Raw genomic sequence first — 21,920 nt, forward strand, 5'->3', positions numbered from 1 at the left:
CGAGAATTTCCTTCCTGTTTTTCTATAGAACTCGAGTTATGTCCCGAACTCCTTTTGTTTGTTCTGAAATTACCGCCGGCGGCCGCCAGACCGACGACTCAGTTGATAGGTTTCCGGGTCGTCGTAGTCGTTCATTTGCCGCCGGGCCCGGTGACCCGTGGCGTGTTTACGTTCGTCCCATTCTTTGGCCGCCCGTTTTTGGGCGTGTTCGCGGTGCAGGACCTTCTTACTTTTGGGTTTAGGACCCTTAGCCTTACGTTCACGGTTCTTCTTGGTGATGGCTTTCTTGTGTTCGACCAGCATCGCGGCATCGGCTTCTTTTTGCGTCAGGATGCCGTTCTTAACGCTGCGTTCGTAACGCTCCCAGATCTCGTCGCCGACCTTGGCTTTAAATTTTTTCCGCCGAATCTTGGCACGGGTCGCCTCATCGGGTTGATTGGTGTTAGACATGGTTAATCTCCTTTAGTTGTTCTGATGCCCTAGTGTACCACAAATTACCGGGTCGTTGCGGCCTGCCATTTTTCCGCTAACGACCAGTTAAGGAGCTCACATGCCAAAGAAAGCCTTTTTACTCATTCTCCCCTGATAAAATGGTTTATCCTATTGAGTAATTAAAGAACGTGAGGGGGACGTTACTTTGGAAAATTTAGATCATCAGCAATTGGCCAAGACCTTGGTGAAATTGCAGTACAGTCAGATGGTGGTGGGCAACGTGCAAAATGCGTGTGCCACCACCATGGCAGTGTGTCAGCTCGTTCAACCGGCGCTGACTCAATTATCGCCGCGCGACAGCTATTACGACCTGACGCCGGAACAGATGCGGCAACGCTTAGGGGAGCAGGACCGGGTCTTAGCCCAACTTGAGGAAGTCATTAAATTATTGGGTGATAAAGTGACCGACATTGATGAACTGACCGGGAACGTGGCCGACATTTTGGACGGCGCGGTGGACTATTTAACAGCCACCGAGGTCCCTGCTAGAATCGAAGAGAATGGAATTGATTAGACGCACAAAGCCCCGCTGGTCAGCAGCGGGGCTTTGGTGTGTCGCTTAGTGCCTTAGTATCCCCGTAACGGGTCGGCGATGTTTTGAACCAGCGTGCCGTCCTTGAGGTAGCTGGTCAGGTTCTTGTGGAAGATTTCAAACGTGCGCGTCAGGTTGTTATCCGAGAAACCGGTTTGGTGCGGCGTCAACAACACGTTCGGAAAGTCCCAGAGCTTGGCGTCCTTCGGGAACGGTTCGGTCTCGAACACGTCCAGCGCGGCGTGAAGCACTTCTTGATACAGCAGGGCGTCTTGTAGGGCCGGCAAATCAACGGCCGTGCCGCGACCCACGTTGACGAAGATGCGTAAGCCGTTTAACTGCTTGAAGAAGGCGGCGTTGAAATAGTGGTTAGTTTCGGCCGTGGCGGGCATCGCGTTGATCACGATGTCGGCGTCACCCAGGATGGTGGCGTCCTCGGCTAGGCTGACGGTCTTAGCGAACCCGTCGACGGGGTGCCCGCTGCGGTTGACCCCGATGAGGGTGCTGCCAAAGCCGTTCAGCAACTTGGCCATGGCCTGACCGATGCTCCCAGTGCCGTAAATCACGACGGTCTGGTCGCCCAGGTTGTGTAGGTCGGTACGGGCCGGTTGAATCCAGAAATGGCCGGCCTGATTCTTGACGGCTTCGTTAAAGCCCCGCAAGAAGTACAACAGGTACCCCATGGTGGACTCGGCAATGGCGTCGGAGAAGACCCCACTGGAGTTGGTTAAGCTGATGTGGTGGTCACGGATCAGGTCCAACGGCAGGTAGTCGATTCCGGCACTCAGTGTTTGTAGCCAGTGAATCTGGTTATGGTCGTCGTTGATTACGGCGGGGCCTAAATCGTCATCCCACCCGTATAGGATGGTGACGGGCGCACCGCCGGGTTGATAGTCGGCCGCCGTAACGACGTCTAAGCCGGCCGCTTTCAGGTCGGCCAGGTGGTCGGCGGTTAGGGATTGTAACGCAAGTATTCGTTCTGTCATCGCAAAAATCCTCCTAAGTGAAACGCAATAATTAGACGGGGTAGGTCGGTTAAACTGCTCGTCCTCCGGTGTTCAGGGGCTGTGTCGCCAGTGGGCACGACTTGGCGCCTCGCCAAATCCGTGAGTCTTCAAGCTCGACTTTATTCTAGGCCGGGAAAGACCCCCGACCAAGAATAAGGTCACCGGCTGAGCCCCTGAGCGTCTCTGGGCTAAACGATGATTCTCTCTGGTCAGGTTACACGGTTTTATGGGAGTAACCAGCAGATTGAGAGCCGCGGATACAGGAAGCTGAATGACCTAACCTAACCTGTCGGCAAGGTGTAGTTTCATTTTAGCACGTCAGGTTTCGATAAGCTGTAAGAAATCGCTATCATTTACCGGAACTTAAATGGCACACATTACCGAATGTGTTACCAAGGTGAACGAACAAAATAACTAGTAAACGCTCACAAAAATCACGTTTTGAGCAAATAATCATCGTGAATCATTGAATAATGACTTATCACTCGATATAATGAAGACAAGTTAGCAATTATTTATTCACACACATAACGTTTGGGGAGGTTAGAAAAATGATCAATCTTGGTCTAGACATACTCGGTTTAGCCAGATTTCAATTCGGAATGACCACGGTCTTCCATTTCTTCTTCGTACCGTTTTCCATTGGATTGGCGTTCGTGGTGGCGGTCATGGAAACCATGTACGCCGTCAAGGGCGACAAAGACTACAAGAAGATGGCCCAGTTCTGGGGCAAAATGTTCCTGTATAGTTTTGCCGTCGGCGTGGTGACCGGGATCATCCAGGAATTCCAATTTGGGATGAACTGGTCGGAATACTCACGGTTCATGGGGGACATCTTCGGGGCGCCGTTAGCCATCGAAGCGCTGGCTGCGTTCTTCATGGAATCCACGTTCATCGGGATGTGGATGTTCACCTGGGATCGGTTTAACAAATGGGTGCACGTGCTCTTTATTTGGTTAGTTATGTTTGGCTCTTCACTGTCGGCCCTGTGGATTTTGGCGGCCAACAGCTTTATGCAAAACCCGTTGGGGTACATCATCAACAAACAAACCGGGCACGTTCAAATGACGGACTTCGGCGCGATTGTTGGCAACCCTCAGCTGTGGAACGAATTTCCGCACGTGATTTTCGGTGCTTTTGTAACCGCTGCCTTTGTCATCGCGGGTTGCTCCGCTTGGCGCTTACTGAAGAAGGATCATGTGACCTTCTACCGCAAGTCCATGCAAGTGGCCTTAGTCATCGGCTTGATCTTCTCGTTAGGCTCCATTGCTAGTGGGGATACGCAAATGCGTTACCTACTCAACAACCAGCCGATGAAGGTTGGGGCGATGGAAGGGATTTACAAGAACTCAACGAATAAAGGTGAGTGGACGGCCGTGGCCGGTTTTGACACCAAGGCCCACAAGACCACCTGGTCCGTTGATATTCCGTATGTTTTGAACTTATTAAGTTATCATAAATTGACCGGGACGGTTACCGGGATGAACCAAGCCAACAAGGAGTTGCACGCCAAGTACGACAAGCAGTTTGGCGACGACATCAACTACTACGTCCCAACCAAGACGTTGTTCTGGAGCTTCCGGATCATGTCCGGGGCCAGCGCATTATTCGCGTTACTCGCCATCGTGGGGTTGATCTTTAACCGTAAGAAGTCGCAAGCTATCGTCAAGCAAAAGTGGTTCCTATACATTATGGGTCTGTGCTTATGGTTACCGTTTATCGTCAATACCTGTGGGTGGTTCATCACCGAATTCGGGCGTTACCCGTGGGTCGTTTACGGGTTACTCACGATTGCCGATGCGGTTTCGCCGAACGTTTCCGTGGCATCGCTACTGACATCGAACATTGTGTACTTCCTGATGTTTGCGGGCATGGGCGTCGTGATGGTCGTGCTGTGTCACCGGACCTTGAAGGCCGGACCGGATGTTGAAAATACCGACGGGTACTCGGCTTCCGACGTCGACATCGATCCTTACTCGAAGGGGGCGTTCAACCATGACTAGTTTACAATTACTCTGGTTTATCCTGATTGGTGTCTTGTTCAGTGGGTTCTTCTTCCTCGAAGGGTTCGACTTCGGGGTCGGCATGCTGATCAAGAGCTTTGCCCGTAACGATGCGGAACGCGACGTCGTGATTCGCACCATCGGCCCACACTGGGACGGGAACGAAGTTTGGTTGATTACCGCCGGTGGGGCGATGTTCGCCTCCTTCCCGATGTGGTACGCCACGTTATTCTCCGGGTTCTACCTGGTCTTGTTCCTGATCTTAGCCGCTTTGATTTTCCGGGGCGTGTCCTTCGAATTCCGGGCCAACATGGAAACGGAACGGTGGAAGACTTTCTGGGAATGGGCCGGCACCATCGGCTCGGGCTGTGCGGCCTTCCTGTTCGGGATGCTGTTCACGGCCATGATTAAGGGGATGCCGATCGATAAAAACGGCGATATGACCGCTCACTTTACCGATTACGTCAACCTGTTCTCCATCGTTGGTGGGGTCGCCGTCACGGTGCTCTGCCTGGTCCACGGCTTGAACTTCATCCGGTTGAAGACGGCCGGTGAATTACGTGACCGGGCCCGGGCTTGGAACAAGATCCTTTACCCCGTCTTATTCGCTGGTGAAGTGGTCTTTGCCATCCTGTTGTTCTTCTCGACGGACTTCTTCGCCAAGAAGCCGATGTCGACGACGCTGATCGTGCTGTTCTTGGTGGTCGTCACCGCACTGGCTTACTGGGGCGTGTTGGGCAACCACGAATGGCTATCCTTTGTCGGTAGTGGGTTATCGTTGATTAGCGTGGTGGTCCTGATCTTCAACGGGTTATTTCCGCGGGTCATGGTCGCCAATAATCCGGCGTACTCGCTCCTGATTAAGAACTCGTCAAACTCGCCGTACACGCTGCACCTGATGACGATCCTGACGTTCTCCATCCTGCCAATCGTGTTGATCTACTTCATCTGGAGTTACTGGGTCTTCTACAAGCGGCTGGCTTCACCGAAGCAAAACGCTTAGAGAGCCTAGGCTAAACTGCTCGCCTTCCGGCGCTCATGGGCTGGAACGCCTGCGGGCACAACTTCAAGCCTCGCAAAAACCGCGAGTCTTGAAGCTTGGCCTTATTCTAAGCCGAGGAAATCACTCGACTAAGAATAATTTCGCTGGCTGAGCCCCTGAGCGCCTCCAGGCTGGACACTGGTCGTTGTCGGTGAAGTAGAAGTTAATTTCTAATTTTGAGATAAATTGGTGTTGCTACCTACATTGTGGTGATACCTAAAGAACCGCCTGCCGGTGTTGTGCATCGGTGAGGCGGTTCTTTTGATGATTGGATGGTTTTAGGATTAGTAATCGTAGTCGGGGTTATCCAACCAAGCTTGGCGTCTCGCGGGATCGTTGAGGTCGTCGATTGGTCGATTCTTAGCTGCACGTTGTAGGTCCGTCAGCGCTTTGGCCTGACTCAGTTGTGAGTCGCTAAAGGGTAATTGACCGGCCATGACCGTACATTGGTAGAACATGGTGATGGCTTCCGTGGGCGTGAGATTCGATCGGTCAAAAATGGTTTGAGCGTCTTGTGCGAGGGAGCAGTCGAGACTGAATTGAAAAGTTTCTTGGGGAATTTCGGGATTTGCCATGAAAAGAACCTCCTAGGAAATAAGATTAAGTTCATTTTGAGCCCGGACGTGAAAAATTGCACGTTGAGAGCTTGGAATTTAGGCCGTGGGGATAACCCGTTTTTCGGCGGTCACCATACTCGTCAAAGTGAAATGAAAGCAGTATCATAAATGGTATAAGTATCGGATAGTGTGGCATTAACGGTCGTCATCCGGGAAACGGTTATGGGGCATTAAAATGGTTAAATGATAGTTTTGACGGTCATTAAATAATGGGCAACATGAAAATCCAATAGGGGTACATACAAAAAGTGGTTCGAGCAACATAACTATGGATGATGTTGCCAGTCAGACTATCGTAATCTCTTCGCATCCATGTACAGCCCTTGAGCGCCGGAGGGCGACCAGTTTAGTCCTAATGAAGCATTATCCGATAAGCAGAACTTGTATTGGGGGGATTTTATTGATTGATCAACGTGTGTTTCAATTTCCGGGAGTGCGGAAAGTCATTATTTGGCAGCTCCTGTTGACCCTGATTCAAGCAGGGTTAATTATCTTACAGGCGAAGTACTTGGCGGTGGCCATCGTCAACCTGTGGCAACTTAAGGGTGTCGGGACCATCGGGGCGCCGTTAGCCTTCTTTGCGTTAGCCTTTTTGGGGCGCCACCTGGTCACGGTCGCCAAGAATTGGCTGACCTACCCGTTCGTGGAGAACACCACCAAGCGGTTACGGAAACAGTTCATGGCCAAACTTTTTGACCTGGGTCCCAGCGTGGTTGCGCAAGAGGGGACCGGGAACGTGGTGACCATGGGGCTCGAAGGAATCGACAAGATTCAGACCTACCTGATGATGATTATCGGTAAGGTTCTCGACCTCTCGATTACGCCGTGGCTGATCTTGATTTATATTGCCCTTATACAATGGAAGGAAGCGCTATTTTTACTTGCCATTTACCCGTTAATTATTCTCTTCATGATTATTCTGGGACTCGCGGCGCAGGCCAAGGCCGACCGGCAGTACGCGGGTTACCAGCGGCTGTCCAACCACTTCGTCGACACCTTACGGGGGTTACCGACGTTAAAACAACTGGGCTTAAACGAACAGTACGCCGGCAACGTTTACGCGGTCAGTGAAGACTATCGCAAGAAGACTATGGCGACGTTAACCATCGCCATGACCTCGACGTTTGCCCTGGACTTCTTCACCACCTTGTCGATTGCGATTATCGCGGTGTTCCTAGGCTTCGGGTTGATGGACAATACCATTCAACTCTTGCCGGCGCTGATCATCTTGACGCTGGCGCCGGACTATTTTGCGCCGATCCGCAACTTTGCCAACGACTACCACGCGACCCTGAACGGCAAAAACGCGTTGACGGCGGTGCTGGACATTTTACACCGGGACACGCCAACGGACCGGGACGCGCTACCGGCCCAGACGCCGGTGTGGACGGCCGATGATGAATTGACCCTGCAACACGTCAACGTAGGTTACGAGACCGACCAGACTACGTTAAAGGACGTTAACTTAAACGTGAAGGGGTTCCAGAAGGTCGGCATCATCGGGGCCTCAGGTTCCGGGAAATCGACGTTGATCAACACACTGAGTGGGTTTCTGAGTCCGCAAGCCGGGCAAATCGACGTGCGGGGGACGCAGGTGCCCCACCTGGACCAAGCCGCCTGGCAACGCAGCTTCGTGTACATTCCGCAGGCACCGTACCTGTTCCACGCCAGTCTGCGGACCAACATTGCCTTTTATACGCCGGACGCCAGTGACGCGGCCGTGGCACAAGCCGCGAAGCGCGCCGGACTGACCGACTGGATTGCCACGTTACCGGACGGTCTCGCCACCCAAATTGGGGAAGGCTCCCGCGGGGTTTCCGGCGGGCAGGCGCAACGGATTGCGTTGGCCCGGGCGTTTCTGGATGACTCGCGACGGATTTTGCTGTTCGACGAACCCACGGCGCATTTGGATATCGAAACCGAAATTGAATTGAAAAAAACGATGTTGCCGGTCTTTAAGGACCACCTGGTCTTCTTTGCGACCCACCGGCTGCACTGGATGAACGAAATGGACTACATCTTAGTGTTGGATCACGGTCAGGTGGTCGAGCAAGGGACGCCGGCAGAGTTGCAGGCCCAAAACGGCGTCTACGTCCGGCTACGAGCCGAAATGGAAGGGGATGAACCGGCATGAAGGGTTTCTTTAAAACGTTTGAACACGACCATTGGGTGATGCCGTACCTGAAACGGTATAAGGGCCTTCTGGCGCTGGTTCTGTTCCTAGGCTTCATGACCTTCTTCTGTGGCGGGGCGCTAATGTTTAACTCCGGCTACCTGATCAGTAAGGCGGCGACCCACCCGTATAACATCTTGATGATCTACGTGCCGATTGTTTTAGCGCGGGCCTTTGGGATTGGGCGACCAGCGTTTCGGTACGCCGAACGGCTGACCAGCCATAATTGGGTGCTACGCATCGTTTCGGACTTCCGCAAGCGTTTATACCAAGCCGTGGAGAAACAGGCTGTGGCGATTCGTCAGACCCATCAGACGGGGGATGTCTTGAGTATCCTGGCCGAAGATATCGACCACATCGAAAATTTGTACCTTAGAACGGTCTTCCCACTGGTGATTGGCTGGCTCCTGTACTTGTTCGTGGTCATCGGGATTGGCTACTTCAACTGGGCGTTCGGCCTATTGATGCTCCTATTACTGGGCGTCATCGTGATTCTGATGCCGCTATTGTCGGTGACGGTCAACGGCCAGCGCGAGTTTCAAGCCCGGCGGGTGCAACGAACTTTCTATACCAAACTCACGGATTCCGTGTTGGGTTTGGGCGATTGGCTGATTTCTGGCCGGCGCCAGGCCTTCTTAAATCAACAGGATGCGCCAATTGATGAAATTGCGATGCTACGTCGAAGTGATCACTATTTCCAGTGGTGGCGCAACCTGGCGATTCAAGTCATCTTCGGTGCCGCGGTCATCTTACTGGTCTGGTGGGCCGGACTGATGTTCACCCACGACCAGGCGCAGGCCAATTGGGTGGCGGCCTTTGGGTTGGCACTCTTCCCGACGGTTGAACCCTTCGCGGACATGAGTCAGGGGGTCAGCGAGTGGCCGGTCTATCGGGACTCGATCAACCGGGTCAACCGGCTAGACGAAAATGAACCAGTCCAAGCGCCCCAAACCACGGTGGGAGCATTTGAAACGTTGACGCTCGATCATGTGCGTTTCACGTATCCGGGGGCCCAACGGCAAGTAATTAATGACCTGTCGTTAACTCTGAAACCAGGCGAGAAACTGGCCTTGTTAGGCCCGAGTGGGACCGGGAAGAGTACCTTACTCAAACTGATTCTAGGCGACGAGACGCCGACCCAGGGCCAGATCACGGTCAACGGGGTGCCGGTGGCGCAGTTGCAGGACCAACGCGCCCAGCTCTTCGGGGTGTTGGACCAGCAACCGTACCTGTTCAACACGACGGTGATGAATAACGTCCGGTTGGGAAACTTAAATGCTACGGACGAAGACGTGCGGCGGGTGATCAAGGCCGTGGAACTCGACGACCTGATTGGCAGTTTGCCGGACGGGTATAATACGCAGGTCCAAGAGGCGGGGAGCCGCTTCTCCGGGGGCGAACGGCAACGGTTGTCGCTAGCGCGGATCCTGTTGCAGGACACGCCGGTGATTATCCTCGACGAGCCCACGGTCAGTCTGGATCCGATTACGGAACAACACCTGTTGGATACGGCCTTTGACGTGTTAAAGGATAAAACGATTATTTGGGTCACGCACCACCTGACGGGCATCCAGCACGTCGACCAAGTCCGCTTCATTGAAGACGGCCAGTTCGACATGCAGGGGACACCCCAGGAGTTGTATCGCGACAACGCACGGTTCCGGGCGTTGTATGATTTGGATCGGGGAAAGTGACTTGAAAGGAATTGGACTATAATTTTTGTCCAGTTCCTTTTTAGCGTATAAACGCTACTAGAATTGTTCCAGTTTTCGATATATAGTGTACGTAGAGACTTATACAAAATTATCACTTTTACTAGTCATTATTTCAATTACTTGACATAATGACTAGTAACGTTGTCGTTGATAAAAAAAAGTGATATCCTTTTATAGGTTCTTTAAACTATTGTTAACTTATTTTAGAAATTTCAAAGAATATATACCAAGAGAACCAATTGTTTTTATTAGTGGAGGAAACAAATTTGAATTCATATGACTACTTAGTGGTTGGCTCAGGCCTCTTCGGATCAGTATTTGCTCACGAAGCAGCATTGCGTGGTAAAAGGGTTAAAGTGATTGAAAAGCGTGAGCATATAGCGGGAAATATATATACTAAGGAATTTGATGGAATTCAAGTTCATCAATATGGGGCGCATATTTTCCATACCTCAGATCGAGAGATATGGGATTACGTTAATCAGTTCGCCAAATTTAATCGATATACGAATAGTCCAGTTGCAAATTATAAAGGACAAATGTATAACCTTCCTTTTAATATGAATACTTTTAATGAACTTTGGGGAACGAGAACTCCTGAAGAAGCTTTTAAAAAGATTGAAGAGCAGAAAAGGGCTGTGCATTTAGTTGGTCAGCCAAGAAATCTTGAAGAGCAAGCAATTTCTTTGGTTGGAACAGATATTTATCAGAAGCTCATTAAAGGTTATACGGAAAAACAGTGGGGGAAGAAGGCTACGGAGCTACCGGCCTTTATAATTCGACGCTTGCCAGTACGATTCACCTACGATAATAATTACTTTAATGATACATACCAAGGAATTCCAATTGGTGGTTATACTCAAATCGTAGAAAAGATGCTGGACAGTGATTTAATTGATATTGAAACAAATGTAGATTTTTTTGCCCATAAAGACCGTTACTTAGGGGAATATCCTAAAGTTGTCTTTACAGGAATGATTGATCAATACTTTGACTACAAGTATGGTGAGCTAGAGTATCGTTCTTTAAGATTTGAAAATGAGGAATTGAATGTTAGTAACTATCAGGGAAATGCAGTTATTAACTACACGGATGCAGAAACTCCGTATACTCGGATAATTGAACATAAACATTTTGAATTTGGTAAGGGTGATTCTGGTAAGACCATCATTACGAGAGAATACCCCGCTAATTGGAAACGTGGGGATGAACCCTACTACCCAGTAAATGATGTTCAAAATAATAAATTATATAAGCAATATGCAAAACTGGCAGCTCGGGAATCTAATGTTATTTTTGGCGGCCGATTAGGTCAGTATCGCTATTTTGATATGCATCAAGTTATTCATTCAGCGTTAGTGAGAGTGCATGATGAATTTGATTAAACAAAACGGGTTAAAATACAGAGGAGGCCCCTATGTTGACTATAGATACAGATAGAGTACAAAATAAGTGGGTCTATCATACCCTAAAACGAACGTTGGATTTTGTTGCTAGTTTTATGGCGTTGATTTTACTTTCACCAGTCTTTGTCTTAATAGCAATTGCGATTAAGGGCGATGATTCTAAGGGGAGTATCTTTTATTCGCAAACGCGTATCGGAAAGAATGAGCAATCCTTTAAAATGTATAAGTTTCGTTCGATGATTAGTGACGCCGATAGTCTTAGGGACGAACTGTTAAAATACAACGAAATTGATGGTGCAATGTTCAAAATGAAGGATGATCCACGTATTACTCGTGTGGGTAGATTCTTAAGAAAACACAGTTTGGATGAACTACCACAACTGGTTAACGTATTAAAGGGGGATATGTCGTTAGTTGGTCCCCGTCCGCCGTTGCCAAGTGAAGTTGAGCAATATAGCTCAGTCGATACCCAACGCTTACTTGTTATCCCCGGATGCACGGGACTGTGGCAAGTAACTGGACGAAATGATGTCGACTTTCATACGATGGTAGAACTAGATTTAAAATATATCAGTAAGGCGAACCTTTGGGTAGACTTTATGATTATCTTGAAGACTGTTCAAATTATTGTTAAGCCTAATAACGCCTATTAGTTCAAAACCGTTTCTAGTACTCAGTGTGACGACAGTACTGGGGATGGTTTTTATTTTAAACTCAAGAGTAAAGTGGGGGGAGTTTAATGAATCAAATACAGGTTAATAAGGGAAGAATTAAGTGGGTTGATGCTGCCAAGGGGATGGCCATTCTCTTAGTGGTTTATGGACATGCACTTGAGGGAACCCATGCTAATATTCAATTTAATAATTTGGCTTACGAGTACCAACATGGTCTGATATATAGTTTTCATATGCCGTTATTTTTCTTATTGTCAGGATATTTTATTAATTCTTGGTTACATCGTCCTGCGGGTGTGGCAATCAAACAGAAAGTGGTTAGCTTGTTGGTTCCGTATGTTGTTTGGAGTATTTTACAGGGCGCTTTGATGGTAGTTATGCATAGTAAAAGTACGGTAAATCATGGGTGGAAAACATTGTTATTGATACCTATTGAACCTTTAGATCAATTTTGGTTTATTTACGCGATGTTTTTTGGGCTTATGATTATTTACTTTTTATGGCGATGGACGCATCGAGTTATTCCGGCTATTTTAATCTCATTAATTGTTATTTTGCTTACTAGCAACAATCAGGTTTGGCAATTTCAGAATATTGCGATAGCAACTTTTTATTTAGGAGCGGGATATTACTTCAAGAATAATATCGGACAAATGTTTTTGACCAATCGATGGTGGTTTAGGGGAGCGTTAATTTTATTCATAATGTTTTTTTCAATAGCGTTCTTTTATATGTCAGAATTACTGGTAAATCCTCTGTTTAAAATTGTCTTGGCTTTTCTGGGATCGTATGTGATTATGGAAATGGCACAAGTCATTCAACCTTATTGGCTCGTTTTCTTAGGCCGAAATAGCCTTGAAATCTATGTTTCACACTGGATATTTTTAGCCGGTAGTCGAACAATATTAATTCATTTTGGAATATTAAATGCTGGTGTTTTGGTCGGCGTAACGACAGTAATTGGTGTATTGCTTCCAATCGTTTTGTATGAGGTGTTAAAAAAATTAACTCTTTCAAGACTCTTTTTTGGTAGGTGAAATAAATGAATAAGGTTTTAAAGATAATAAAAAAGTTCTATTTAGATTCTCGTTATTTTTCTTTTCATTTAGCAATGTTGCATTTTCAAGAAACATTATCACGGTACACGCCATATAAAATGGCTGTTAATGCTCATTTAAAGAAAGACGAAATAATTTTGAATTATTTAAGAAAAAGATATCCAGTTGACTTTGTACGAGGTAAGCAGAACGATAGGGTAGATGATTCAAAAATTTGGGTTTTTTGGTATCAAGGGAAATCAGCGATGCCAGAAGTTGTTCGTACAACGTTTAACAGCATCATAGAAAATTCAAATAACCACGAGGTGGTATTGTTAACTGGTCAAAATGTAGGGAAATATATTGATATTCCAATTGTCATACAAGAAAAAGTTGAAAATAAAAGTGTAACGCTGACAGAATACAGTGATATTATTCGGGCTTGTATACTAGCTAGGTATGGGGGCCTATGGCTTGATGCGACGGTTTTGGTTACGCGATTGATTCCAGATGAAATTTTTAAAAAGTCGTTTTTTACAATTAAGAACTTAGAAGATGAGAGAGATCCTTTATTCTATATAAGCGTTTCACATTTGCGGTGGACCACTTATGTGATGGGGGGGAAGGCTAATAACGAATTATTCTTATATCTGGCTGATGCATTGGTTAAGTATAATAGTGACGAGAGTGCTTTAATTGATTATCTGTTATTAGATTATTTTATTGAAATTGGATATGAAAAAATTCCATTTTTTAAAAAGAGTTTGGATGAATTATCAGTATCTAATTCTGAGAAGGAAGAATTAGTTCTCCGAATGAATGCAACATTTCCGGATTCCAAAACTCAGAGGCTATTAAAAAGTGATACTTATATGTTCAAACTAACTTATAAAGTTAAGAAAAATAAATCCATAAAGAGTTTAACCAATTATGATTTATTAAATCGTCATCTTTTTTTGAATGTTTATAGAAATGAGGAAAATTAATTGAAAATAACGTTTGTTCTGCCGGGATTTTCAAGATTTCCAGTAGGTGGATTTCAGATTGTATATGAATACGCTAACTATCTTGTTAAGCATAAACATGATGTCGAGATAATTCATGCAATGTTTTTGCCAACCCAATCAGCGCCAAGTTTCAAAAATTATATGAAGTATCAGGTTAAGCGAGTCTCACTAGGTCTAGGTTTGATTAAGCCATGGTTTCGATTAGACTCACGAGTAAAGGTACGAAACATAGGAAAAATAAAATACATTGATGTTCGTGCCGGTGATAGAATAATAGCGACGGCGTGGGAGACGGCTGAATTTGTTAATATGTTACCTAAAACATGTGGGGAAAAGTATTACTTCATTCAACACTATGAAATTTGGGGCGGTAAGGAACGGGTTGATAAAACTTGGAAATTACCTCTACATAAAATTGTGATAGCGTCATGGCTAAAAAGCATCGCACAAGGTTTTGATGAATCTGCCATTTTGGTTCCAAATTTTGTTGAGCATAATAATTTCTATTTAACAAAACCAATTGAAACTAGGGATCCGATAATTTCAATGCTATACAGTGAGCATGCAATTAAGGGGTCTCATGATGGGATTGAGGCACTCAACATGGTAAAAAAGGATTATCCCAATGTTAAAATTAAATTATTTGGTGTGTACGAACAACCGGAAAATCTCCCAGAGGGAACCGAATATTATCGAACTCCTAGTCGTGAGATTCTTCGTAATCAAATATACAATGAATCGTTGATATATCTTTTTCCAAGTGTTACTGAAGGTTGGGGATTGACAGCAACGGAAGCTATGGCTTGTGGTGCCGCCCTGGTCTCTACGGAAAATGGTGGGGTTGATGATTTTGGGATTAATCGGGAAACGGCACTTGTGTCTCCGATTAAGGATCCGCGGGCGCTATACGAAAATATACGATTACTTTTAGATAATGACGATTTAAGACAAGAGATTGCTAGAAAAGGGCAAAGCGTTGTTTCAAAGTTAACTCTGGAACATTCAGGATTGTTGTTTGAGAAAGCGCTAAAGCAAGATATGTAAGAAAGGTTGTTTTTACGCCTCATGAAAGTTGTACGTAATTACTTATACAACGCCAGTTACCAAGTATTAATATTAATTACTCCCTTGATAACAGTTCCGTACGTTGCACGTGTACTTGGACCAACAGGAGTAGGTGTTTATTCATACACCAATTCTATTATTATGTATTTTGTTTTAATCGGGACTATTGGAATCACGGTTTATGGTAATCAACAGGTTGCGTTTCATAGGGATAGTTTGTATGAACGTTCAAAAACTTTTTGGGAAATTGAACTATTGCAGATGGTCAATGTCTTACTGACCTTCATTGTTTTTGGAATTTTTTTACTGTTAGATCGTCGGTATCAATTATTTATGATTTTTCAATCTCTTCAGCTTTTAGCTGGGGCATTTGATGTATCTTGGTTTTTTATGGGGATTGAAGATTTTCGTAAAACTGTATTTAGAAATACGTTGGTCAAATTGGCAACCTTGGCATCGATTTTTATTTTTATTAAGACTAAAGATGATTTGGGCCTTTATATTTTCATTTTAGCAATCTCACAGTTGTTGGGAAACTTGACTTTATGGCCTTATTTGAAAAGAAACGTTCAAATAATATCATTTAAAAAATTGAAAATTTGGCATCATTATATTCCTGCACTAATGCTCTTTGTCCCACAAGCTGCGAATTTAGTTTACCAGCAAGTTAATAAAACAATGCTGGGTAACCTAGATTCAGTGAATTCAGTTGCATATTATGACTACGCTGATAAGTTGATTAAAACAGTTTTAGCTGTGGTTACGGCTACGGGAGTGGTTATGTTGCCACATATGGCGAATTTATACGCCAAGGGGAAAATAGAATCTGTTAAGAAATATTTATATAAGTCCTTCGAGTTTGTGTCATTGATTGCGATACCTTTAGGATTTGGAATTGCAGGAATTGCAACAACCTTAGCACCGTTATATTTTGGCAGTGATTTTAGCATTTCTGGTTTATTGCTAATCATTGAAGCTCCAGTGGTTATTTTGATTGGGTGGAGCAATGTAATAGGCCAGCAATATATGATGCCCACAGAACAAATTCCTAAATACACAGCGTCAGTAATTGTGGGGGCAATTGTAAACATTATCTTGAATGTTCCATTAATCATCTTCTTGGGGGCGGTTGGAGCCCCTATTGCGACAGTAGCTGCAGAATTAACGGTAACGGTGTATCAGCTATTCGTTGTGCGAAAGCAAATCGAAATTCGATTATTATTTACAGATTTTTATAAGTATTTGATATCTGGGATTATCATGTTTGCTTTGGTGTTTGAATTGAATATAACTATGCGGGCAACTGTTATTAATTTAGTTGTACAGGTATTGGCCGGTATTGTTTGTTATTCAGGACTACTACTAATATTAAGACCCAGGTTGGTTATCGAAGGGAAAGATATTTTGCGAGATAAGTTACGTAGAAGGCGAAATTGACAAATAATAAAAGGGGAATGTTTAGTGAATATTAAAGTATTAGTTGCTGCACATAAGAAGGCACCGATGCCTAATGACTCGGCACTATATTTACCGGTTCATGTGGGTACAGCCCTACATCCTGAAGTGAAATTAGGATATCAACCTGATAATCAGGGAGATAATATATCTAGTAAAAACGGTACTTACAATGAGTTAACTGCTATATATTGGGCTTGGAAAAATCTTGATGCAGATGCTATAGGATTGGTACATTATCGAAGACTTCTGAGTTTAAATCGACAAAAGGATTTCTCAACAGTACTATCAAACGGTGAGGCACAAAAATTATTAGAAAAATATGATATTATCTTGCCTAAAAAACGACACTATTATATTGAAACTAACTATTCGCACTATATTCATGCACATCATGCTGAGCCTTTAAAAGAGTGTCGAAGAGTTATCAGTGACTTATATCCAGAGTACTTAGCTGCCTATGATCAAGTTATGAAAAAAACGTCGGCACATATGTTTAATATTTTCATCATGAAAAAAGTTTATTTTGAAGCATATTGTGAATGGATGTTTAGTATACTTGCAGAGTTGAACTCTAGGATTGATACCAGCGATTATGATGACTATGAGTCAAGAGTCTTAGGTTTTGTAAGCGAGTTATTGTTAGATGTTTGGTTGGAACGACAGAGCTACTCCTATAAAGAAATTAATTGTGTTTTTATGGAGAAACAAAACTGGTTTAAAAAAGGTGGAAACTTTATTTTGAGAAAATTAATGGGATTTCGGGAGTAATTATGGCAGGAAAAAGAATTCAATGGATTGACATTGCTAAAGGCTTAGGAATTTTATTAGTTATTTATGGGCATGCTCTAGGCGGAATTATGAATTCGCATGATCAATTGGCAACTGGCGTTTTACTCAAACCGTATAATATAATCTACGGATTTCACATGCCATTATTCTTTTTTCTTTCAGGAATTTTTGCGGCACATTGGGTTAAACGGAATGTTAAGTTGGCAATGAAGCAAAAAGTTATTTCACTAGTTTTTCCATATTTTTTTTGGACTGTCATTACAGGGAGTATTATGGCGGTTGCACAACGTGTGACAAATTCTGGTCTTGGTGTGAAAGACATTTTATTATCACCAATTGCGCCGTTTTCAGAATATTGGTTCCTATATGTTTTGTTCATCGTATTTTTAACTTTTTATTTTGGTGAGCGATTGATTGGGAACAAAGCCTTATTTATAATTAGCTTAGTGTTTTTTCTCATTCGGCCGATGATATTTCGATATTGGATTTTTGATGCATTTTCGTTAAATTTTTTCTTTTTTATGATAGGGAGTTTAGTTCTACAGCATAAGAATATTCAGAATTTTTTGACCTTTTCGCGAGTTAAATTGATTGTATCAATGTGCTTGTTTGTAATGATCAATATTGGTTACTTAAAAGTTATTAGTTCTGGGGTATATTGGCAATCTTCGTATGCAAAGTTTTTAACGATTAGTATTGGAATTCTCATGACTATTTATTTAGCACAGCTGTTTGAAAAAATATCAATTCTTAATCGTACTTTGAGCTGGTTAGGTCAAGCATCTATGGCAATTTACGTTATGCATTTGGTTCCAATCGCTGGGGCAAGAATCATTGCTTTGAAGTTTTTGGGTGTGACTGATGTTGTAGGATTAAGTTTTATAATTAGTGGGATTGCGTTGGTTGTTTGTATAATTGGTTATTACGTTTTTGAAAAATTTCGTATTGGTAGACTTTCACTTGGACAAGGATTGAATTAAGTTGTTTAACTACAGGAGGAATTATGGAATCTAAATTTTCTTTTTTACCCTTTGTTAAGGTACTATGGCATCGATTGTTTTGGATCTTGTTGATTGCAGTGATTGGTGGCGTTGCTGGATACTATGTTACAAAACGTAATTTTGTACCTGCGTATACAGTTGCTTCGACAGTTAATGTTCATCATAAAGCTAGTCCAACACAGTCTAAAACAGATGTGTTGAATGCTGATATTGCAAGACTAGGAACGGTGCAAAGCCAACTCGGAGATGTAGGAATCTTTCGATTAGCTTCAAAACGAGTTAAAGTTAAACATAATGTTAGCTTTTCAACAGAATACCTAATGAAGCACGTCAATGTGATTGCTAAGCCTTCTAGCACGATTTTACAAGTTGCGGCAACTTCGAGAAATGCGGTTCAAGCAAGCTGGATTGTAAATGCAGTCATCTATAGTTATGAAAATAAATACACTAAAGTAGATAAGACATTACTAGTTACGCAATTATCACCGGCATCTGCAGACTGGGCAACTGAAACGAAACCGGATTATTCACAGCCAATTAAAAAGTGGGCGTTGATTGCGGCGGTTGTTGCTTATGCAATCTTTATGTTTGGCTATGCACTAAAAGAAAGACGTGAAGGTCGACGTAAGCATTAGAAATTAGGAGTGTAAGTAATTTATGCGAGTGTTAGTAATAGGCGACTTTTTAAAGGCCAGCGGAATGACACGTTATATTTTTAATGTTATTGGTCATATTAAAGCGCCGAATTTAAAAATCGACGTATTATCGATTTCTGGATCAAAAGAGTGTCAAGATATGGTGCTGCAACATGGATGGGGATTTAATGTTATTCCACCAGCAAATGGTGATTTGAAAAGACATCTAAAACAAAGTCGTCAGTTCTTTAAAAAAAATGCTTCTAAATATGATGTTATACACTTTAATGAAACAGCTTTATGGAATTTTTTGCCTATTTTATTCGCTCATCATTTTGGTGCTAAACGAATTATACTAAATTCACATAATACTTATTTTGCTTCTAGTGGTAATAAAATTGTTTTAAAATGTCTTGAGATTTTGCATCAATTGGGGAAAAAATTGGTTGATCGAATAGTTTCGTCACGAGTAGCAGTCTCTAAAGAAGCGGCTAATTGGATGTTCACTAAGAAAAGTATTAGAGAACATAAAGTTAAAATTATTCCTAACGGGATAAAATTAGAAAAGTTTGTATTCGATTTAAATATTCGAAATCGCGTGAGAGAGCAACTAAATATTCCTGATAATTGGCATTTATACGGGAATGTGGGAATTTTGAATGATAGAAAGAATCAAGTCAGACTATTGTCAATCTTTAAGCAACTTTTATCTATTGAAAAAGATGCAAAATTGATTCTAATAGGGAATGGTCCAGCAAAAAACAAAATTTTACAAACAATGGAAAAATTGGACTTGAATGATTATGTTATTTTGTTAAATGCGACTGATCGAATTAGTGATTACTATCAAGCAATGGATGCAATCATAATGCCTTCACTAAATGAGGGATTGAGTACCGTTCTTTTGGAAGCACAAACGAATGGACTTACTTTTTTTCCATCAGCGACAATTCCATTAGGGAATGAACTTAAAAATTTAGTTCATCCAATCGAATTAAGTAAATCGGATGAATTCTGGGCAAAGATTATCGAGCAATCGATGAGTAATTGTTCACAACGGCGTTCTTATTTAAAAGAAATGAAGAAACGTGGTTATGGCGTAGAAGATGCGGCTGAAGGTATTTATCGAATTTATTTGGGGGAAGGCTAAGTGGCTGATAAAGAGGTTGCCGTGCTATTATCAACATATAATGGTGCTAATTATTTAGCGGAACAGATTGAATCGTTGCAAAAGCAATTGTATAAGAATTGGAATTTATTTATTCGTGATGATGGATCAACGGATCAAACGCAACAAATTATTAAAGAGTTTTGTGCAATGGACTTTAGAATCCATTGGATTAATGCAGATAAGCAAAAAAATTGTGGTGTTAAACAATCGTTTCTTACTCTATTAGAGAAAGTGGATGCTGATTTTTATATGTTTTGCGATCAGGATGATGTTTGGTTGCCAAATAAGATTGAAGTTACAGTAGCTGCTATGAACAATGACAAGGAAATCCCACAATTAGTATTTACGGATTTGAACCTTGTTGACGAAAAGCTTCAATTAATTTCTAATGAAACGGTGCTTAGTCGTGTTAATACAGATTATTGGTTGAATCCAGATAATCTATTTTTTGATAATATCGTGACGGGTTGTACTGTGATGATAAATAATAGTTTAAAGAAAAAGGTCCTTCCAGTTGATTCACAGCAGATTGTGATGCATGATTGGTTTTTTGCGTTGATAGCAGCGCAAAGTGGCCAAATTCATTTTATCAATCAACCTACAATCCTTTACCGGCAACATCAGGATAATCAAGTGGGCATTAATAAAAGCTTTTTTGGAAAATTACGAAAGATTAAAGACTTTAGTAAATTCGAAAAATTATTGATACTACAAATTAAGCAAGGAAAGATATCCATAGCGAAGACAAATTATGTACCTATGCGTAGAGCTGAAAACTTTTTAAAGATTTTTGATCAAGGTAGTTCAGTCAGAAAGAGTTGGATGATTTTTAAAAATGGTTTTAAAAAGCATACGATTTCAGGTACGCTTGCATTGAATGCTGCACTTTTAGGTATAAAATTTGTAAAAGACTAGGAGGTGGACTTTTGGGGACGTGGCTTAGGAATAAATTGAGAACGTTGCAAGATTCGGAAGCTAAATTTAAAGCCTTGTTTGTTTTATATGCCACCTATGAAATTACCTATATTGTGTTTGGTGTGAGCCGGATAAATACTTTTTTCAATACGTCTAATTTGACATTTGGTGTTAACTTAGTTGTATTAATCGGCTTGATGATTTTAATTCTGACGAACCGCTATACACTTGAAGAATTCATATTAATTTCGTTGGGTATTGCGATAGGGTTATATGCGTTTTATGCGCTAAAGTTAAACGTTCTTTTTATGTGTGTTATGTTTATGGCAGCAGCTAAGAATATTGACATAAACTTATTTATAAGGAAAGATTTTAAATTACGTACTTTTTTAGTTGGTAGTATTATTATAGCTAATCGTTTTGGTCTTATTCCAAGCGTTACTGGGCTCAGAGAAGGAACTATTACGATTGTGCGTGATTCGTTAGGGTTTGGTCAATATAATATTACGGGTGCTTTAATTATGATGTGTATTTTAGAATATTTGTATTTGAACTTTGGGAAAACACCTAATTATGGTTATGGGTTAATTGCAGTAGTCATAGTTTTAATGTTAGTCTTGACAAATTCACGAGGTTCCATGTTGGCGGCAATTCTTTATAGTGGTGCTTCTTGGCTTTATCAATATAAAACAGAGGTATTTAAGAGAGTTGTAAGTCAGCTACAAGGTTATGCAAAATATGTGTTTGGAGCTCTAACAGTAATATCAATAAGTGTAGTTGCGATTTTTAATTATAGTACGCCATTTTGGCAATTTGTTAATCGATTGACCTCGGATCGTGTTAATATTCTTAACCAATACCTTATTAAATTTGGAATACCATTTTTACCACAACAGGTGAGTGACTATCGGTCAGCTGGAATCATTGTAATGGATAATATTTATGTAACGCTTGCTATTCAGTATGGCATTATTGTTCTAGTGTTGTTTATTATTTATTACTACCTACTGTGTCAACAAGCGGTTTTAAAAAATAATTTTGCACTTGTAATAATGGCTGTAACGCTGATGATTTTTGGAATGATTGAATCAACGTTCTTTATCGTGGGTGTTAATATTACGGTTATGATGATATTTTCGAATTTAAATCCAATTAAACAAGAAAGATTAAAGGAGTGATAG

At 42.7% G+C, this 21,920-nt stretch carries 20 protein-coding genes; 17 read left to right on the forward strand and 3 right to left on the reverse strand.

Going from position 1 to position 21,920, the window contains the following annotated elements; translation table 11 throughout:
- Nucleotides 1-69: 69 nt before the first annotated feature.
- On the reverse strand, nucleotides 70-450 hold the full coding sequence (locus FD25_RS06590; RefSeq protein ID WP_057802584.1) for a hypothetical protein: 381 nt from the start codon (nucleotides 448-450) through the stop codon (nucleotides 70-72).
- 187 nt (nucleotides 451-637) lie between these two features.
- Between FD25_RS06590 and FD25_RS06595 the strand changes: the two genes are divergently transcribed.
- Nucleotides 638-1,006 carry a hypothetical protein gene (locus FD25_RS06595; protein ID WP_057802586.1) on the forward strand — a complete coding sequence of 123 codons (369 nt, stop codon included), beginning with the start codon at nucleotides 638-640 and terminating at the stop codon, nucleotides 1,004-1,006.
- A gap of 53 nt (nucleotides 1,007-1,059) precedes the next feature.
- Here FD25_RS06595 and FD25_RS06600 read toward each other — a convergent pair whose 3' ends face one another.
- Nucleotides 1,060-2,010, reverse strand: a complete 951-nt coding sequence (locus FD25_RS06600) for an NAD(P)-dependent oxidoreductase (RefSeq protein WP_057802588.1) — start codon at nucleotides 2,008-2,010, stop codon at nucleotides 1,060-1,062.
- Between the two features lie 572 nt (nucleotides 2,011-2,582).
- Here FD25_RS06600 and FD25_RS06605 point away from each other — a divergent pair.
- Nucleotides 2,583-4,034 (forward strand): cytochrome ubiquinol oxidase subunit I, encoded by a 1,452-nt coding sequence (locus FD25_RS06605; protein ID WP_057802590.1) that lies wholly within the window; start codon nucleotides 2,583-2,585, stop codon nucleotides 4,032-4,034.
- Nucleotides 4,027-5,037, forward strand: a complete 1,011-nt coding sequence (gene cydB / locus FD25_RS06610; RefSeq protein ID WP_057802874.1) for a cytochrome d ubiquinol oxidase subunit II — start codon at nucleotides 4,027-4,029, stop codon at nucleotides 5,035-5,037. Before FD25_RS06605 ends, cydB begins: the two co-directional genes overlap by 8 nt.
- A 323-nt stretch (nucleotides 5,038-5,360) precedes the next feature.
- Here the strand turns inward: cydB and FD25_RS06615 are convergent, their stop codons facing one another.
- Nucleotides 5,361-5,651 carry a hypothetical protein gene (locus tag FD25_RS06615; protein ID WP_057802875.1) on the reverse strand — a complete coding sequence of 97 codons (291 nt, stop codon included), beginning with the start codon at nucleotides 5,649-5,651 and terminating at the stop codon, nucleotides 5,361-5,363.
- Nucleotides 5,652-6,093: 442 nt separating this feature from the next.
- Here FD25_RS06615 and cydD point away from each other — a divergent pair, with 442 nt between their 5' ends.
- The 14 genes from cydD to FD25_RS06685 all read left to right on the forward strand — a co-directional run bounded on the left by cydD (nucleotide 6,094) and on the right by FD25_RS06685 (nucleotide 21,917).
- Entirely contained in the window at nucleotides 6,094-7,827 is a 1,734-nt protein-coding gene (gene cydD / locus FD25_RS06620) for a thiol reductant ABC exporter subunit CydD (RefSeq protein WP_057802876.1), read from the forward strand.
- Nucleotides 7,824-9,560, forward strand: a complete 1,737-nt coding sequence (cydC, locus tag FD25_RS06625; protein WP_057802877.1) for a thiol reductant ABC exporter subunit CydC — start codon at nucleotides 7,824-7,826, stop codon at nucleotides 9,558-9,560. The genes cydD and cydC overlap by 4 nt, the downstream gene beginning before the upstream one ends.
- 287 nt (nucleotides 9,561-9,847) lie before the next feature.
- Nucleotides 9,848-10,966: a UDP-galactopyranose mutase gene (gene glf, locus FD25_RS06630; protein WP_057802878.1), complete on the forward strand. Its 1,119-nt coding sequence runs from the start codon at nucleotides 9,848-9,850 to the stop codon at nucleotides 10,964-10,966.
- Between the two features lie 32 nt (nucleotides 10,967-10,998).
- A complete protein-coding gene (locus FD25_RS06635) occupies nucleotides 10,999-11,640 on the forward strand; it encodes a sugar transferase (protein WP_057802879.1) in 642 nt (213 codons plus the stop codon).
- Between the two features lie 86 nt (nucleotides 11,641-11,726).
- The gene (locus tag FD25_RS06640; RefSeq protein ID WP_057802880.1) at nucleotides 11,727-12,698 is read left to right on the forward strand and encodes an acyltransferase family protein; all 972 of its coding nucleotides are present in this window, start codon (nucleotides 11,727-11,729) and stop codon (nucleotides 12,696-12,698) included.
- A 5-nt stretch (nucleotides 12,699-12,703) separates the two neighbouring features.
- Nucleotides 12,704-13,684 carry a capsular polysaccharide synthesis protein gene (locus FD25_RS06645; RefSeq protein ID WP_057802881.1) on the forward strand — a complete coding sequence of 327 codons (981 nt, stop codon included), beginning with the start codon at nucleotides 12,704-12,706 and terminating at the stop codon, nucleotides 13,682-13,684.
- Complete coding sequence (locus FD25_RS06650; protein ID WP_057802882.1) at nucleotides 13,685-14,749, forward strand: glycosyltransferase family 4 protein; 1,065 nt, start codon at nucleotides 13,685-13,687, stop codon at nucleotides 14,747-14,749. It begins immediately after the preceding gene.
- Nucleotides 14,750-14,770: 21 nt separating this feature from the next.
- Nucleotides 14,771-16,207, forward strand: a complete 1,437-nt coding sequence (locus FD25_RS06655) for a flippase (protein ID WP_057802883.1) — start codon at nucleotides 14,771-14,773, stop codon at nucleotides 16,205-16,207.
- A 24-nt stretch (nucleotides 16,208-16,231) separates the two neighbouring features.
- Complete coding sequence (locus FD25_RS06660) at nucleotides 16,232-16,996, forward strand: DUF4422 domain-containing protein (protein ID WP_057802884.1); 765 nt, start codon at nucleotides 16,232-16,234, stop codon at nucleotides 16,994-16,996.
- 2 nt (nucleotides 16,997-16,998) lie between these two features.
- A complete protein-coding gene (locus tag FD25_RS06665; RefSeq protein WP_057802885.1) occupies nucleotides 16,999-17,997 on the forward strand; it encodes an acyltransferase family protein in 999 nt (332 codons plus the stop codon).
- 23 nt (nucleotides 17,998-18,020) lie between these two features.
- On the forward strand, nucleotides 18,021-18,653 hold the full coding sequence (locus FD25_RS06670) for a YveK family protein (protein ID WP_057802886.1): 633 nt from the start codon (nucleotides 18,021-18,023) through the stop codon (nucleotides 18,651-18,653).
- Nucleotides 18,654-18,675: 22 nt separating this feature from the next.
- Nucleotides 18,676-19,803 (forward strand): glycosyltransferase, encoded by a 1,128-nt coding sequence (locus FD25_RS06675; protein ID WP_057802887.1) that lies wholly within the window; start codon nucleotides 18,676-18,678, stop codon nucleotides 19,801-19,803.
- Complete coding sequence (locus FD25_RS06680) at nucleotides 19,804-20,739, forward strand: glycosyltransferase family 2 protein (RefSeq protein WP_057802888.1); 936 nt, start codon at nucleotides 19,804-19,806, stop codon at nucleotides 20,737-20,739.
- Between the two features lie 11 nt (nucleotides 20,740-20,750).
- The gene (locus FD25_RS06685) at nucleotides 20,751-21,917 is read left to right on the forward strand and encodes a hypothetical protein (RefSeq protein WP_057802889.1); all 1,167 of its coding nucleotides are present in this window, start codon (nucleotides 20,751-20,753) and stop codon (nucleotides 21,915-21,917) included.
- Nucleotides 21,918-21,920: the final 3 nt, after the last annotated feature.

Source organism: Levilactobacillus acidifarinae DSM 19394 = JCM 15949 (genome assembly GCF_001434835.1).
Classification (GTDB): Bacteria; Bacillota; Bacilli; order Lactobacillales; family Lactobacillaceae; genus Levilactobacillus; species Levilactobacillus acidifarinae.